Below are 15,649 nucleotides of genomic sequence, written 5' to 3'. Positions count from 1 at the left end.
CTTGCGCCAGCGATAATAGGTCTGTTCGACAATCCCGATCCGCCGGATCGCGTCCAGACGGGATAAACCTTGTCCCATCAGAACCTCAACTTGCCGTAACTTCGACACAATCTCTTCCGGCTTCGGTCTCTTGTTTGCCATCTCTGATCCTCCGTTTCCTCATAATAACGGCGGACCACTTCACAGGGGGAGGATCAGTCGCCTGCAGAGTTCGAGCGGCGGATGATGATAAGACGCGAATGCGTCTAAGAAACTCGGGGCTATTCACAATAGCGATTCCGCCGATGTTATCGCGCAGCCCCTCACGTCCCGATGTAGCAAATCTTGTAGCGGAATATGTAGCAAAACGCTATCGCTTCATGACCCATGCGCGACCAAGCCATTGAAGAATAGAAATTTTCTAAAAAATCGTCTGATTTATCTGGTGGAGCCAAGGGGAGTCGAACCCCTGACCTCTTGAATGCCATTCAAGCGCTCTACCAACTGAGCTATGGCCCCACCGGAGGTCTCGCGCCGGCGTGTCGTCCTGCGCGTGGAGGGTCGTATATGAGGGGTGGCGGCGGGGCGCAAGTGCTAAATTCGGGTTTTTGTGCAGATTGTTTGGCAGGTCGTTTCAGCTGCGCCCGCCTGCGTCCCGGGCCCGTAAAAGCGCCATGAAAAAGGGCGGGGACCGATGACCGGACCCCGCCCCCTGTCACGCCCCGAGGGGCGCGTGTGCCGCAGACGCCCGCGGCTTACTCGTCGTTCTCGTCCGAGACATCGGCGATGTCGTCCAGCGAGACATCATCGTCGTCATCGTCCTCGTCCAGCAGGTCGTCGTCCAGATCGCCGCTGTCATCATCATCCAGATCATCATCGGAATCGATGACATCGTCATTGTCATTGGTGATCTTCGACGACTTCTCGGTCGCAATGACACGGCCGCGACCGTCGGTCAGGCTCTCGACCGTGAAGGTCGCGCCGCAGGCCGGGCAGGTCATCGGATCGTTCTGCAGATCATAGAAGCGCGTCGCGCAATGCGGACACAGGCGTTTCGTGCCCCATTCCTCTTTGGGCATGGTAATCTCCTTCAGCCGCGATTAGGGAATTCGGATAAATCGGCGTTCCCCTGCCACAGTGCAAGGGGGGTGTCAAAGGCTTTTCTGACGGGATTTTTCCGGCATGACCGGCAGCTTCACCACTGCGGACGGCACCCAGGTCATTCTGCGCCGCTCGGCCAGGGCGCGGCGGATGACGCTGCGCGTGGCGCGCCATGGCGGCGACGTGGTGCTGACCCTGCCGCCGCGCGTCAGCGAGGCCGAGGGCCGGGCCTTTGCCGAGTCGAAATCCGACTGGCTGAAACGCACGGTGGCGCGGCTGCCGTCGGCGCGGCTGGTGGGGCCGGGGGTGCTGGTCCCGGTGGCGGGGCAGGGCGTGGTGGTCACGCCCTCGCCGGTCCGCGCGGCGCGGGTCGAGGATGGGGCGCTCTTGGTGCCCGAGGGACGGCCGGCGGGACCGGTGGTGCAGGCCTTCCTGAAACATCGCGCTCAAGCGGCGCTGCTCGAGGCCTGCAACCGCCATGCCGCCGCGCTTGGCCGGCCCTTCCAGGCGCTCTCGCTCAGGGATACCCGCTCGCGCTGGGGCAGCTGCACCTCGGACGGGCGGCTGATGTTCTCGTGGCGGCTGTCGATGGCACCCCATGAGGTGCTGGATTACGTGGCGGCACATGAGGTCGCGCATCTGGCCCATATGGACCATTCACCGCGCTTCTGGGCGGCGGTCGAGCGGCTGATGCCCGGCTATGCGCCGCGCCGACACTGGCTGCGACAGAATGGCGACGGGCTGCTCGCATGGCGCTTCCGCGATTGACCTTGTCGAGATTTGTGATCACAAGCGGGTCATGGATGCGGTAATCGACATTTCGCAACGCACCGGCGGCGGCGCCGAGCCCGCCGCGCATGAGCGGCTGTATCGCAGCCTGCGCAGCCAGATCATGCTGGGCGAGCTGCCGCCGGGCCATGCGCTGACCCTGCGCGGGCTGGCCTCGGATCATCACCTGTCGATGACCCCTGCACGCGAGGCGGTGCGGCGGCTGGTGGCCGAGGGGGCGTTGACGCTGTCGAGTTCCGGCCGGATCGCCACGCCCGAGCTGACCGATGACCGGATCGAGGAATTGGCCGCCCTGCGCGCCCTGATCGAACCGGAACTGGCCGCGCGCGCGCTGCCCAGGGCGCATTTCGCCCTGATCGACCGGCTGGCGCGGATGAACGGCCAGATTGCAGATGCGGTCGAGCGGCATGACGCCGTGGGCTACATCCGCAACAATCTGGATTTCCACCGCACGCTTTACCTGCGGGCGCAGGCCCCGGCGATGCTGGCGATGCTGGAAACCATCTGGCTGCAGCTTGGCCCGACCATGCGGGCGCTCTACGGGCGGGTGAAGCGCAACGAGCCGCCGCGCCATCACCGGATGATCCTCGCCGCCCTGCGCGCGGGGGATGAGCCGGCGCTGCGGTTGGCGGTCCGGGCCGATGTCACCCACGGGCTCAGGCATCTGACCAGCGGGTAACTGCGCGTAATCGAGCATTTTTCCGTGGCATCGGCGGATTTCAGCCGGCGTCGTGAAAAGTTCTGGATCGAATCGCCAAAAGGTTGCGCAGTTAACAAATGTGCCTTTGTGGGGGAGGCGTATGACCAATCGACGCGAGCTGCTGCGTCTTCTGGCTGCTTCGGCACCTGCGGTTGCCGGGATCGGCCTCTGGCCGTCGACACTTCTGGCGCAGGCCGAAGGCGCCGGGCTGATTGCGGCCAATGTCTGTCACCTGACGCCGGAACTGACCGAGGGGCCGTTCTACATGGACCCGCATCTCGTGCGCAGCGACATCCGCGAGGATCGCGGCGGCGTGCCGATGACCATGCGGATGCAGGTGGTGACGGCCGATTGCCGCCCGATCAAGGGCGCCCGTGTCGATCTCTGGCATTGCGATGCGCAGGGCAATTATTCCGGCTTCGCCAATCAGGGCAGCCGCAGCACAAGGGGCGAGACCTTCCTGCGCGGCACCCAGATCAGCGGCGATGGCGGCGAGGTGGCGTTCCAGACCATCTTCCCCGGCTGGTATCGCGGGCGCACCACCCATATCCATTTCAAGGTGATCCTCGGCCGCGACGAGGCGCTGACCGGGCAGATCTTCTTCCCGGATTCGCTCAGCCAATATGTGTTCGAGAATGCGGCGCAATACGGTCGCAGCGTCGAGCAGGACACCACCAATGCCGATGACTGGATCGCCATCGAGGCGGGCGAGGGGGCCTATGCCAGCGTCAGCGACCGCAGCGACGGCTATGACGCGTCGCTGGTGGTGGCGGTCGACTATGCCAGCGACCATGCCGCCTATGAAACCCCGCACCCGCAGCGCGAGCTGGTCCGCGCCTGAGCGGCAGCGGCTGTTTTACTTCGGTTTGATGACTATGGCCTGTCAGGCCGGCGAGGTCGCCCCCGCCAGCCTTGTTCCCTGTAATCCCGGCCGAGGTTCAGGCCGGCGGCTGGCCGCCTAGGCGCGGCATCTGCAGCTGCGGCATCTGCAAGCCGGGCGTCATCGGGCGCATACCGACATCCATGGTCGAGGGGATGATACGGGTGTATTTCGTGCCCTCGATTGTGGCGCCCGCCATCAGCCCGCTCTGGCCAAAGATCAGCGCCACGACGGGATGTTGCGCTGTCACCGTATCGGCACCCATGGCCAGTCCGCCCGAGGGCATTGCGTAATAGGCATCGGCCCCGGCCACCCAGCCCGGCGCGCTACGGAAGGCCGCCAGCGCCTGCGGCGTCTGGAACACCAGCACATGCGCATATTGCTGCGCGCCCGCCTGGAAACCGATGCTGGCCTGCGTGGCGGAATAGTAATCGACCGTCGCCCCGCCGATGCGCAGCGCGCCCTGACCATAGGCGCCGCCGATGCCCAGCCCCGCCTCGGTCATCAGCGGCATGTAAAGGACACCTGCCGCGCTTTGCACCATCGCCGCGGTCGAGGGATAGGTGCTGACCATATATTGATGCGTGGCATCGACCCTTGCATCCAGCCGCGCCGATGCGTTCTCGCCGACCGCATTGTTGCAACCCGCCAATGCCAGCGTCGTCAACGCCCCTGCACCCAGCAGCAATCCACGGCGGCTTACCCGATTGATATTGCTCATTGTCGCCTCGTTCATTGGTTGATCGGGCGCTTTACGGCCCGTTACCGGCAAACATATGGCAATTTCGCAGATCAGGCCAGCAATTCAGCCATCTGCGGCGCGAAATAGCTCAGAACCCCATCGCAACCGGCGCGGCGGAAGGCCAGAAGGCTCTCGGCCATGGCATCGCGCGACAGCCAGCCATTGCGGATCGCGCCTTCGAGCATCGCGTATTCGCCGCTGACCTGGTAGGCAAAGGTCGGCACGCCGAACTGGTCCTTCACCTCGCGGCAGATATCCAGATAGGGCATGCCGGGCTTGACCATGACCATGTCCGCACCCTCGGCCAGATCGCGGGCGACGCAGCGCAGCGCCTCCTCACGGTTGGCCGGGTTCACCTGATAGGTCTTCTTGTCGCCGATCAGCCGGCCCGAGGCGCCCACCGCATCGCGGAACGGACCATAGAAGGCGCTGGCGAATTTCGCCGCATAGCTGAGGATCGCCACATCCTTGTGGCCCGCCGCCTCCAGCGCCTCACGGATCGCGCCGATGCGGCCGTCCATCATGTCGCTGGGGCCGAGGATATCCGCCCCGGCCTCGGCCTGCGCCAGCGCCATCTTGACCAGCGCCTCGACCGTCTCGTCATTCAGGATCACGCCATCGACGACGAAGCCGTCATGGCCGTTGATGTTATAGGGGTCGAGCGCGATATCGGTCATCACCGCCAGATCCGGCGCGACCTCCTTGATCGCCCGGATCGCCTGATTGCCGATGTTCATCGGGTCCCAGGCCCGCTCGCAGGTCTCGTTCTTCAGGTCGGGATCGGAATGCGGGAAGATGCAGATCGCCGGGATGCCCAGTTTCGCGGCCCGTTCCGCCGCGCGCCGTGCTCCGTCCAGCGTCAGCCGCTCGACCCCCGGCATCGACGGGATCTCGCCCTCGGCACCGGCCACCTCGGTCACGAAGATCGGCCAGATCAGGTTGCCGGCGGTAAAGTTCACCTCGGTCACCATGTCCCGCAGGGCGGGCGTCCGGCGCAGCCGGCGCAGGCGCGTGCCGGGGAAGGGGGCGATGATCGGCGTTGCCATGAGGGGGCCTTTCCTTGGGATGGGTCACGTTCTAAGGTCGCGCGCACCTGATCACAAGGATGGCTGAACGTGCCGCAGATCGACGGATTCCTGGACCTGATGGACGCGCGCAGCTTTGGCAGCGTCTGGTTCTGGTTCGTGCTGATCCTGATCTGGGCCGGCAGCGGCCGGGCGGTGCTGGGCGTGCCCTCGGATGTCATCAACCGCGCCCGCCGCGATCCCATGGGCCTGCCCAGCCTCGCGCTGCTGGACTGGCTGACGCTGGCCCTGCCGCGATGGCGGCTCGACCCGCGCGAGGGCGTGGCCTTTCTGGCGGTGGGCTCGTTCCTCGTCACCTCGCTCGGGGTGCTGGGCTTCGGCTATGGGCTGGAGCTGGCGCAGGCGGTGACGCTTCTGGCGGTGCCGCTGCTTCTGCTGTTCCTGATGCGCCTCAGGCTGGCGCGGCGGCTGAACCCGGTGCTTGCCGGCGCGCAGGATGGATCGGTCGCCCCGGACGAGGCGGCAGCGCGCGTGCTGAAGATCATCGGCTGGCACCGGCGTTGGGCCTTTCTTCTGTCGATGACGGCCGTGGCGATGACTGCGCTCTGGGGGACCTTGTGGCAATTGATGCACCCGAACGGGCTGTAAGAGGCGCGATGACAAGGGCCGCGCAACTTGACTTTGCCGGCCCGTGGTCTACCTGACCGCTCATGCCCGACCAGATCACCCTTTCCGGCGCCCCCGAGGGCCATGACGCCGCCCTGATCGCCCGCGAACTGTCGCGCGGCGCCCCGGTCATCCACATCGCCCGCGACGACCGCCGCATGGCCGCGATGCGCGACGCGCTGGCCTTTCACGCGCCCGATGCCGTGGTGCTGGATTTCCCGGCCTGGGACACCACGCCCTATGACCGGGTCTCGCCGCAGGGCTCGGTTCAGGCCGCGCGCATGGCTACGCTCGCGGCGCTGGCACAGGGGCGGATCAAGGGGCCCTTCGTCCTTCTGACCACGCTGAACGCCGTGTTGCAGCGTCTGCCGGCGCGGGATCTTCTGTCCCATGCCAGCTTCGCGGCGCGGGTGGGCGACCGGGTGGACGAGGGCGCCTTGCGCAATTTCCTCGTCCGCATGGGCTTCGTCCAAGCCCCTACCGTGACCGAACCCGGCGATTACGCGATCCGGGGCGGGATCATCGATATCTTCCCGCCGGGCGACAGCGGGCCGGTGCGGCTGGACCTGTTTGGCGATGTGCTGGATGGCGCGCGCCGCTTTGATCCGGTCAGCCAGCGCACCACCGAGACGCTGAAGCGCGTCGAGCTTGCGCCCATGTCCGAGGTCATTCTGGACGAGGATGCGATCACTCGTTTCCGCCAGAATTACCGGCAGGCCTGGGGCGGCGGCACCAATGATCCGCTGTATGAATCGGTCAGCGCCGGGCGCAAGCAGGCGGGGATGGAGCATTGGCTACCCTGGTTCCACGAGCGGATGGAGAGCCTGTTCGACTATCTGCCCGGCGCATCGGTGATGCTGGACGACCAGATCGCGCAGGTCGAGGATGCCCGTCGCGCCATGATCGCCGAGCAGTACCAGGCCCGCCGTGACGCGCTGGCGGCCAAGAACCGCAGCGATACGGTCTATCGCCCGGTGCCGCCCGACCTGATGTTCCCGACCCGCGACGAATGGCAAAGCTGGCTGAAGGACCATCGCACCATCCAGCTGCGCGTCCTGCCCGCCCCGCCTGGGCCGGGCGTTCTGGATGGCGGTGGTCGCATCGGGCGCAATTTTGCACCTGAACGCCAGTCGGAAGACACGAACCTTTTCAAGGCTCTGGCCGACCATGTGAAGGCTATGCAGAAACAGGGCCGCGTCATCATCGCCAGCTTCTCCGAGGGCGCGCGCGAGCGTCTGTCGGGGCTGATCGCGGATGAGGGCGTCACCGGCGCGAAAGCGATCGCCGACCTGCGCGAACTGCCCGACAGTCCCGGCGCGCTGGGGCTGGCGGTCTGGCCGCTGGAACAAGGCTATACCGCGCCGGGACTGGCCGTGATTTCCGAACAGGACGTGTTGGGCGACCGGCTGATCCGGGGCGCGAAGAAACGCCGCCGGGCCGAGGATTTCCTGAAGGACACGACCAGCCTCACGCCGGGCGATCTGGTCGTCCATGTCGAACATGGCATCGGCCGCTATACCGGGCTCGAGACGATCAAGGCCGCCGGTGTGCCGCATGACTGCGTGGCGCTGGAATATGCGGGCGGGGATCGGCTGTTCCTGCCGGTCGAGAATATCGAACTGCTCAGCCGCTATGGCCACGAGGAAGGCCTGCTGGACAAGCTGGGCGGCGGTGCCTGGCAGGCGCGCAAGGCCCGGCTGAAGGAACGCATCAAGCTGATCGCCGACAAGCTGATGCGCATTGCTGCCGAGCGCCTGCTGCGGCCCGCGCCGGTGCTGGAACCCGATCACCATGACTGGGAGGCCTTTTCGGCCCGCTTCCCCTATAGCGAGACCGACGATCAGGCCTCGGCCATCGAGGATGTGGCGAATGACCTCTCGGCCGGCCGGCCGATGGACAGGCTGGTGGTGGGCGATGTCGGCTTCGGCAAGACCGAGGTTGCCATGCGCGCGGCCTTCATCGCCGCATCTCAGGGCGAACAGGTCGCGGTCATCGCGCCCACCACGTTGCTCGCCCGCCAGCATTTCAAGACCTTCGCCGAGCGGTTCCGTGGTACCCCAATCACCGTCCGCCCGCTGTCGCGCTTCGTCTCGGCCCGCGATGCCGCCGAGACCCGCAAGGGCCTTGCCGATGGCAGCGTCGATATCGTCGTGGGCACCCATGCGGTGCTGGCCAAGGCGGTCCGGTTCAAGCGCCTCGGCCTTCTGATCGTCGACGAGGAACAGCATTTCGGCGTCGGCCACAAGGAACGGCTGAAAGAGCTGCGCAGCGATATCCACGTGCTGACCCTGACCGCCACGCCGATCCCGCGCACGCTGCAGATGTCGCTGACCGGGGTGCGGGATCTCTCGATCATCGGCACCCCGCCGGTCGACCGTCTGGCGATCCGCACCTATGTCAGCGAGTTCGACAGCGTCACCATCCGCGAGGCGCTGCTGCGCGAGAAATACCGGGGCGGGCAGAGCTTCTTCGTGGTGCCGCGCATCTCGGACCTGCCGGATGTGGAGCATTGGCTGACCGAGAACGTGCCGGAGGTGCGCTATCTCGTTGCCCATGGTCAGATGGCAGCGGGCGATCTGGATGCGCGGATGAACGATTTCTACGATGGCGGCCATGACGTGCTGGTGGCGACCTCGATCGTGGAATCGGGCCTCGACATTCCGACCGCGAATACCATGGTCGTCTGGCGCGCCGACATGTTCGGTCTGGCGCAGCTCTACCAGATCCGCGGCCGGGTCGGGCGCTCGAAGACGCGCGCCTATTGCTATCTGACCACCAAGCCCCGCGCGCCGCTGACGCCGCAGGCGATGCGGCGGCTGAAATTCCTTGGCGCCATCGACAGCCTTGGCGCGGGCTTCAACCTTGCCTCGCAGGATCTGGACCTGCGAGGCGCCGGCAACCTTCTGGGCGAGGAGCAGTCGGGCCATATCAAGGAAGTGGGTTTCGAACTCTATCAGGCGATGCTCGAGGAAACGATCGCCAAGCTGAAATCCGGCGAGATCGAGGGCACGCCCGAGGATGAATGGGCGCCGCAGCTGAACCTTGGCGTGCCGGTGACGATCCCCGAAAGCTATATCCCCGATCTGGACGTGCGGCTTGGCCTCTACCGCCGTCTGGCCGAGCTGACCACCAAGGTCGAGCTGGAGGGATTCGCCGCCGAGCTGATCGACCGCTTCGGCCCGCTGCCGCGCGAAGTCTCGACGCTGATGAACGTGATCCGCATCAAGGCGCGGGCGAAGGTCGCCAATATCTCGCGGCTGGATGCCGGGCCGAAGGGCGCGACGGTGCAGTTCCACGGCGACAAGTTCCCGAACCCCGCCGGTCTGGTCGAGTTCCTGACCGACCAGCGCGGGCAGGCCAAGGTCGAGGGCAACAAGATCGTCATCCGCCGCGACTGGGGCAGCGATGCCGAGCGGATCAAGGGAGCTTACGGCATCGCGCGTGATCTGGCGGTCAAGGCCAGGGCCGTGGCGAAGGTGTGATGGACAGGCCGTCGATCCGCTTTGACACCGGACCGCTGGACGGCGGGACGCTGTTTGCCGATCCCGTTCGCCTGATCCGCGCCGATAGGCCCGAGCAGATGGACGATGCCTTCGCCGAGATCGAGGCCGCGCGCCGCGAGGGCTTGTGGCTCGCCGGCTATTTTTCCTATGAGCTCGGCTATGCCCTGACCCCGCGCCTCGCCCCCCTGATGCCCGAGGGGCGCGATGTGCCGCTGATCCTGATCGGTGCCTTCGATGCCCCGCGCGCCGCGCCGCCCTTGCCAGACCCGGCGGGGGCCAGCATCGGCCCGGCTGAGCCGCTCTGGACGCGCGAGACCTACAACCATGCGATTGACCGTGTGCATGATTATATCGAGGCGGGCGACAGCTATCAGATCAACCTGACCTTTCCGATGCAGGCCGCGTTCACCGGCAGCCCGGCGCAGGTCTATGCCGCGCTCTCGGCGCGCCAGCCGGTGGGCGAGGGGGCCTTTGTCGATCTGGGTGGCCCGGCGATCCTGTCGCGCAGCCCGGAACTGTTCTTCGCCGTGGATGCGCAGGGAAAGATCGAGACCCGCCCGATGAAGGGCACCGCGCCGCGCGGTGCCACTGCAAAGGCGGATGCGGCCTCTGCCGCCGCGCTGCTGGCCTCGGAAAAGGACCGGGCCGAGAACCTGATGATCGTGGACCTTCTGCGCAATGACATCAGCCGGGTCTGCACCGCCGGTTCGGTCAAGGTGCCGCAGCTGTTCCAGATCGAGACCTATGCCACCGTCCACCAGATGACCTCGACGGTCCAGGGCCAACTGGCCGAGGGTGCGGGACTGACCGAGATCATCGCGGCCCTCTTTCCCTGCGGCTCGATCACCGGCGCGCCGAAGGTCCGGGCGATGGAGATCATCGCGGAGTTGGAGGACAGCCCGCGCGGCATCTATTGCGGCGCAATTGGCTGGGCCGACCCGGCCGGCCCGATGCGCTTCAACGTCGCCATCCGCACACCCGTCGTCGAAGCGCCGGGACGCTTGCGGCTGAGCGTCGGCGGCGGCATTGTCTACGACAGTCGGGCCGATGCGGAATGGAGGGAGGCGCTGTGGAAATCATCCTTCGCCGACCTCTCCCCGAGGGGCTGACCATCATCGAGACCATGCGGCAGGAGGCGGACGGGTCCATCCCGCTCTGGCCGCTGCACCGCGCCCGCCTGCGCCGCGACTGCAGGGCGGTGGGGTTTCCGCTGGACGAGGCCGAGGCGGAACGGATTGCGCTGGCCCGCAGGCCGGAAACAGGTGTCCTGCGGGTGCGGCTGACGGTGGATGGGGCGGGGCAGATCGCCACGACCCACGCGCCCCTGCCGCCCAATCCGCCGGGCTGGCGGGTAGTGCGGTCCGAAATCCGGCTCGACAGCGGCGATCCCTGGCTCGGGATCAAAAGCTCGCAGCGGCCTGCCTATGATGCGGCGCGGGCGTCGCTGCCCGAGGGCGTTGACGAGGCGATCCTGCTCAACGAGCGCGGCGAGATCTGCGAGGGGACGATCACCAACCTGTTCCTGCGCCGGGCTGGGCTGTTGCTGACCCCGCCGCTGGCCTGCGGACTTCTGCCCGGCGTGCTGAGGCAATCGCTGCTGGATCAAGGCGCGGCTCGCGAAGCCGTGCTGCATCCTGCCGACCTGTACCAAGGCGATCTTTTCATGGGCAACGCGCTGCGCGGTCTGATCCCGGCGCGGCTGGTCGGCTGAGGCGCGCTCAGGTCGGGTCGGGCAGGCTGGCCGGGCCACCGCGCAGGAAGCGGCGGCGGTTGGCAGAGATGGCGCTGACCTCCAGCCCGGTGAATACATGCAGCGTGTTCATCTGCGGATCGACCACCGCATGATCGCTGACCCATCCCCCCATCGCCAAGTAGCTGCGCAACAGGGGCGGCATCGCTGCCATCGCCTTCTTCGGATCGGGCCGGGCAAAGCTCAGCGCCCGGGCAAAGCGGAAGACCTGCGGCGCCTTGACCCTTGGCAGCCAGCGTTTCGGCGCCAGATGCCGTTCGCGCAGCATGGCGAAGGCATCACCATAGGCTTCGGGCTCGGTGCCGATGAAGCTGGAACAGCCGAACAGCAGCCCCACGCCCTCGGCCTCGACATAATCGGTCAGCATCGCCCAGGCCAGCCGCAGGATATCGGGATCGCTGTGATCGGGGTGGACGCAGAAGCGCCCCAGTTCGACCAGCTTGCCATCGTAATCGGCCAGCGAGGCGAGGTTGTAATATTGTGCCGAATAGCTGCGGGCGATCTCGGACCCGCCCGACAAGGGCAGGATGCGGAAGCAGCAGACCAGTTTGCCGCTCTGGGCCTCTTCGATCAGCACATGGCGGCACAGCGCATCATGACCGTCGCGGTCCAGCGAATCGCCATCCCCGCCCTCGGCCCGGTTGCGCTCGAGAAAGCACTGCCAGCGCAGATGCTGCGCGCGGCTGAGATCGGCTTCGGTTTCGGCGAAGCGGGTGGAATAGCGGCCTTGACGCATCGACAGTCTCGCCCATGCCCTTTGTTGTTTGAGCCTATCCTACCCATATGCTGTGACGGAATCACAAAACCGAAAAAAGAGGTTAATATGGCGCCGAAGATTCAGAAGTCAGATACCGAGTGGCGGGCCCAGCTTTCCCCCGAGGCTTATCGCGTCACCCGCCAATCGGGCACCGAGCGGCCCTTCTCGCATGAGGGCTTTCCCGAGGGGCCGGGGCATTACGTTTGCGTCGGCTGTGGCGCGCGGCTGTTCGACGGCGATCAGAAATTCGAAAGCCATTGCGGCTGGCCGAGTTTCTCGCGCGCCGGCGGCGCCATCGACGAGCATCGCGATATCAGCCACGGCATGATCCGCACCGAGGTCCGCTGTCAGGATTGCGACGCGCATCTGGGCCATGTGTTCAACGATGGCCCGCCGCCTACCGGTCTGCGCTATTGCATCAACGGCGTGGCGCTGGAATTCGTCCCGGACGAGGCCTGAAACCGGCGGAGGGCTGATCTTCAGCCCTCCGCCACCGGCCCCTTGGTCGGAGATGCGGGGGCATCGCCCAGAATCCCCTCGATATAGATCCGCGTGACCAGCACGATCAGCACCAGCACCAGGGGCGTGGCCAGCAGGATCCCGGCAAAGCCGAACAGCCCGCCAAAGGCGACGATGCCCATGACGCTGAGGACCGGCGGCAGGTCCGAGGCATATTTCTGGATCAAGGGCATCAGCAGGTTCCCCTCGAGCTGCTGCACGGCGACGAAGAGCAGCAGCACATAGACTGCCATGTCGACGCCTTGCGTAAGCGCGAACAGCACCGCAGGCGCGCCCGACAGGAACGGCCCGACATAGGGGATGATGTTGGTCAGACCTGCGATCAACCCCAACACCATCGCGAGCGGCATCCCCAGCAGCCACAGCCCCAGCCCGGTCAGCAGCGCCACCACCGCCATGTCCACCGCCTGTCCCGCCATCCAGCGCCCAAGCGAGATGTCGAGCTCGTCGGTGATGGCTCGGGCGGTCGGGCGATGCGGGATCGGCACCAGCTTCAGCGCGCCGTCGCGATAGCTCGGGCCATCGAGCGCCAGGAAGATCGCCATGGTCAGCATCAGCACCACATTGGCGACCCCGCCGAAGACCGTGGTGATGGTGCCGGTCAGAAAGCTGAAGATGCCGGGCAGCCCGCTGGCTGCGGTCGTGCCGCCGCCCGAGGTGCCCGAGGGTTCAAGCTGCCGCTCGATGAAGCTGCCGATGTTGCTTTTGTCCAGCCAGTCGCTGACCTGCTGCCAGGCGGCGGGCAGGCCGCGCATCAGCTCGTTGAACTGGGCCGAGATCGCCGGGCCGACGCTGCGCATCAGCAGCCCCGCGACCAGCACCAGCAGCGCCATGGTCAGCACCACGCCCAGCTTGACGCCGATCCCGGTCCATCGCTGCATGAGTTTCGCCCCGCCCCTGAGCGCGATGGCGACGAGGATGGCGGCGAAGGTCAGAAGGATCAGTCCCTTCCAGACCCAGAGCGCGGCCAGAAGGATCGCAAGGCCAAAGACCGTCAGGATGGTGGCGACGGGGACCGCGCGCCGTGGCGCCAGCGGCCCCTGCGCCAGCGCCTCGGTGGTTTCGGCTGTCGGTCTCGTCTCGGGCATCGGTCGGCGGCTCCGGCGTGAGGGCCGGCCTCCGCGAGGGTGCCGATCCGTGGTGTTTCATCGCCCGCATCTTGGCAGACCGGGCGGGAATGTCAGCGGCGATCTTCCCGCATCGGTGGAAAAGGCAGCTTGGCGCCGGTCCGCCCTCTGCGACCAATGCTTGCCCCTTCGCGCCAAGCCTGTTAACCGGACGCGGATTTTTCCCGGGTGCGGCGCTGTTGCCGGCCCCCTGACAGGACGAAAACCATGGCGATCGAACGCACGCTTTCCATCATCAAGCCCGACGCGACCAAGCGCAACCTGACCGGCAAGATCAATGCCAAGTTCGAGGATGCCGGCCTGCGCATCGTCGCGCAGAAGCGCATCCACCTGTCGCCCGCGCAGGCTGGCCAGTTCTACGTCGTCCACAAGGACCGCCCCTTCTATGGCGAGCTGGTCGAGTTCATGGCCTCCGAGCCGGTCGTCGTGCAGGTTCTGGAAGGCGAGAACGCCATTGCCAAGAACCGCGAAGTGATGGGCGCCACCAACCCGGCCCAGGCCGATGCCGGCACCATCCGCAAGGAATTCGCCCTCTCGGTCGGCGAGAACTCGGTCCACGGTTCCGACGCCCCGGAAACCGCCAAGGAGGAGATCGCCTTCTTCTTCAGCGGCCTTGAACTGGTCGGCTGATCGGACGGCTGTTTGATTGTGAGGAAGGGGGCCGTGTTGGCCCCCTTTTTCTTTGGGTGAGTGCTGCAATGATGCTCTAGTGCAGCGACCCGACCCGGAACGAGGGGCGCAGCCCCGCCGGGTCAGCGGCCTGCCGTCCGGGCGGCTGGCCGCTTTGGTGACCATCAGCGCTGAACAGTCGTTCGATATACTTGCACCATAAACTGCACAGCACAGCCGTTGCAGCGGCCATCCACGGCAGTCCACTGACCCTCTGCCTACTGCCGCTTTGCCGTCAGCGCCACGTCCACCGTCACCCGGAATCCAACCGTCCCCTCATCCGCATAGCCCGCGCCGATGCCGAAATCGCGGCGATCCAGCACGGTCTGGCCGGTCATGGTGGCCGTGTCGCCGGTAATCGTCAGGGCGAAGGGCAGGGCGACCGGAACCTCGGCGCCGGCCAGTTGCAGCGTCCCGCGCGCGACGTGGTCGGTGCCTTCGGGCAGGATGTCAGCTTCGAAAATGGCGCGGGGATGGGCTTCGGCCATGAGGAAGCCGGGGCCAAGCGCGGCCTTGGTGATGGCGCCGAGGAACAGCGAGTCGAGCGGGATCGAGACCTCGACATGGCCGGTACGGCTCGGCGCGTCATAGGCGATGGCGGCGGTCCAGGCGGCGAAGGAGCCGCTGACCGGGCTGGACCCCTGCAGGACCGAGAGGCGAAGCGTGCCCTTCTCGATCTGCCAGTTTGCCGCGCTGGCGGGTGCGGTCGCGGTCGGCATCGGGGCGGTCGCCTCGGGCGCGCGGGTCACCGCGAAGGTGATCGCCGCGCTCCAGATCGCCAGCGCCAGCAGCGGCGCGACGAAACCGGGAAGGCGCGGACCGGCGGGCGGCTCGGGCAGGTCGCCGCGCCCGGTCATCCGCGCCAGCGTGGCATCGCGGTCGATCAGCCGGTGCTTCAGAACGCCCGCCACATGGAGGACGATCAGCCCGGCCAAAAGCAGCCAGCCGGTGCGGTGCATCGCGGAAAAGGCGGCGCTGACCGTCTGATCCACCGGCAGTCCGGGCAGGCGCTGGCCGAAGGGCCAGAGGATGCGGGCGAAATCCCCCGGCGCGCTGGCATGGCGCAGAAGGCCCGAGAGCGGCATCAGGATCATCCCGCCATAAAGCGCCCAGTGAACGGTGGCGGCCAGCAGCGTCTCGGTCCGGCGTTCAGGATGCAGCGGCGCGGGGCGCGGCTGGGTCAGGCTCCAGCCAAGCCGCAGCAATGCCAGCGCCAGCAGGGTGACGCCGAGGGTCTTGTGGATCGAGAAGACCCCGAAGAGCCGCGCGATATCGCCGTCCGATGCCGCCGGCAGGCTGGTGGTGTAAAGCCCGAGCCCGATGGCGACAACGATCAGCACCGCCATCAGCCAGTGAAAGCCTCGGGCCACGCGGCCATAGCCGCGTGAGGTGTTCCGGATGCTCATTGCAAGCTCCTGTTTTCCACGGCTTCCGGACCTATC

General features: G+C 66.5%; 15 protein-coding genes, 1 tRNA gene and 1 pseudogene. 9 read left to right on the top strand and 8 right to left on the bottom strand.

Features of this window, described 5'->3' with window-relative positions; genetic code table 11:
• The 3 genes and pseudogenes from Q1A36_RS04725 to Q1A36_RS04715 all read right to left on the bottom strand — a co-directional run.
• Positions 1–141, bottom strand: a pseudogene (locus Q1A36_RS04725) (IS3 family transposase); the annotation flags it as partial.
• A gap of 281 nt (positions 142–422) precedes the next feature.
• Positions 423–498, bottom strand: a tRNA-Ala gene (locus tag Q1A36_RS04720).
• 236 nt (positions 499–734) lie between these two features.
• A complete protein-coding gene (locus Q1A36_RS04715) occupies positions 735–1,058 on the bottom strand; it encodes a TIGR02300 family protein (RefSeq protein WP_101752087.1) in 324 nt (107 codons plus the stop codon).
• A 103-nt stretch (positions 1,059–1,161) separates the two neighbouring features.
• Here Q1A36_RS04715 and Q1A36_RS04710 point away from each other — a divergent pair, with 103 nt between their 5' ends.
• The 3 genes from Q1A36_RS04710 (at position 1,162) to Q1A36_RS04700 (ending at position 3,410) form a co-directional block, all read left to right on the top strand.
• Complete coding sequence (locus Q1A36_RS04710) at positions 1,162–1,848, top strand: SprT family zinc-dependent metalloprotease (RefSeq protein WP_299840468.1); 687 nt, start codon at positions 1,162–1,164, stop codon at positions 1,846–1,848.
• 31 nt (positions 1,849–1,879) lie between these two features.
• Positions 1,880–2,548 (top strand): GntR family transcriptional regulator, encoded by a 669-nt coding sequence (locus tag Q1A36_RS04705; protein ID WP_299840466.1) that lies wholly within the window; start codon positions 1,880–1,882, stop codon positions 2,546–2,548.
• 121 nt (positions 2,549–2,669) lie between these two features.
• Entirely contained in the window at positions 2,670–3,410 is a 741-nt protein-coding gene (locus Q1A36_RS04700; RefSeq protein ID WP_299840463.1) for an intradiol ring-cleavage dioxygenase, read from the top strand.
• Between the two features lie 97 nt (positions 3,411–3,507).
• On the opposite strand, the gene Q1A36_RS04695 is transcribed toward Q1A36_RS04700, so the two are convergent.
• Together Q1A36_RS04695 and hemB are read right to left on the bottom strand one after the other, a co-directional pair.
• A complete protein-coding gene (locus tag Q1A36_RS04695) occupies positions 3,508–4,185 on the bottom strand; it encodes a YSC84-related protein (RefSeq protein WP_299840460.1) in 678 nt (225 codons plus the stop codon).
• Positions 4,186–4,241: 56 nt separating this feature from the next.
• Positions 4,242–5,237 carry a porphobilinogen synthase gene (gene hemB / locus Q1A36_RS04690; protein WP_299840456.1) on the bottom strand — a complete coding sequence of 332 codons (996 nt, stop codon included), beginning with the start codon at positions 5,235–5,237 and terminating at the stop codon, positions 4,242–4,244.
• A gap of 69 nt (positions 5,238–5,306) precedes the next feature.
• Here hemB and Q1A36_RS04685 point away from each other — a divergent pair, with 69 nt between their 5' ends.
• From Q1A36_RS04685 to Q1A36_RS04670, 4 genes are all read left to right on the top strand, one after another.
• Positions 5,307–5,864: a hypothetical protein gene (locus tag Q1A36_RS04685; RefSeq protein WP_299840453.1), complete on the top strand. Its 558-nt coding sequence runs from the start codon at positions 5,307–5,309 to the stop codon at positions 5,862–5,864.
• 62 nt (positions 5,865–5,926) lie between these two features.
• A complete protein-coding gene (mfd, locus tag Q1A36_RS04680) occupies positions 5,927–9,364 on the top strand; it encodes a transcription-repair coupling factor (protein ID WP_299840450.1) in 3,438 nt (1,145 codons plus the stop codon).
• The gene (locus tag Q1A36_RS04675) at positions 9,364–10,494 is read left to right on the top strand and encodes an aminodeoxychorismate synthase component I (RefSeq protein WP_299840448.1); all 1,131 of its coding nucleotides are present in this window, start codon (positions 9,364–9,366) and stop codon (positions 10,492–10,494) included. Before mfd ends, Q1A36_RS04675 begins: the two co-directional genes overlap by 1 nt.
• Complete coding sequence (locus Q1A36_RS04670) at positions 10,455–11,096, top strand: aminotransferase class IV family protein (RefSeq protein WP_299840444.1); 642 nt, start codon at positions 10,455–10,457, stop codon at positions 11,094–11,096. The genes Q1A36_RS04675 and Q1A36_RS04670 overlap by 40 nt, the downstream gene beginning before the upstream one ends.
• A 7-nt stretch (positions 11,097–11,103) precedes the next feature.
• Here the strand turns inward: Q1A36_RS04670 and Q1A36_RS04665 are convergent, their stop codons facing one another.
• Positions 11,104–11,871 carry a GNAT family N-acetyltransferase gene (locus Q1A36_RS04665; RefSeq protein ID WP_299840441.1) on the bottom strand — a complete coding sequence of 256 codons (768 nt, stop codon included), beginning with the start codon at positions 11,869–11,871 and terminating at the stop codon, positions 11,104–11,106.
• Between the two features lie 87 nt (positions 11,872–11,958).
• Between Q1A36_RS04665 and msrB the strand changes: the two genes are divergently transcribed.
• Positions 11,959–12,351 (top strand): peptide-methionine (R)-S-oxide reductase MsrB, encoded by a 393-nt coding sequence (msrB, locus tag Q1A36_RS04660; RefSeq protein ID WP_299840438.1) that lies wholly within the window; start codon positions 11,959–11,961, stop codon positions 12,349–12,351.
• Between the two features lie 20 nt (positions 12,352–12,371).
• Here msrB and Q1A36_RS04655 read toward each other — a convergent pair whose 3' ends face one another.
• On the bottom strand, positions 12,372–13,499 hold the full coding sequence (locus tag Q1A36_RS04655; RefSeq protein WP_299840435.1) for an AI-2E family transporter: 1,128 nt from the start codon (positions 13,497–13,499) through the stop codon (positions 12,372–12,374).
• 246 nt (positions 13,500–13,745) lie between these two features.
• Here Q1A36_RS04655 and ndk point away from each other — a divergent pair, with 246 nt between their 5' ends.
• Positions 13,746–14,168, top strand: a complete 423-nt coding sequence (gene ndk, locus Q1A36_RS04650) for a nucleoside-diphosphate kinase (protein WP_299840432.1) — start codon at positions 13,746–13,748, stop codon at positions 14,166–14,168.
• 257 nt (positions 14,169–14,425) lie between these two features.
• Here ndk and Q1A36_RS04645 read toward each other — a convergent pair whose 3' ends face one another.
• Positions 14,426–15,613 (bottom strand): cytochrome b/b6 domain-containing protein, encoded by a 1,188-nt coding sequence (locus Q1A36_RS04645; protein ID WP_299840429.1) that lies wholly within the window; start codon positions 15,611–15,613, stop codon positions 14,426–14,428.
• Between the last annotated feature and the right edge of the window lie 36 nt (positions 15,614–15,649).

The organism is uncultured Paracoccus sp., assembly GCF_947487305.1.
In the GTDB taxonomy this organism is placed as follows: Bacteria; Pseudomonadota; Alphaproteobacteria; order Rhodobacterales; family Rhodobacteraceae; genus Paracoccus.
The sequence above is the reverse complement of the archived record's forward strand: the minus strand, read 5'-3'. Positions and strand labels throughout refer to the sequence as shown.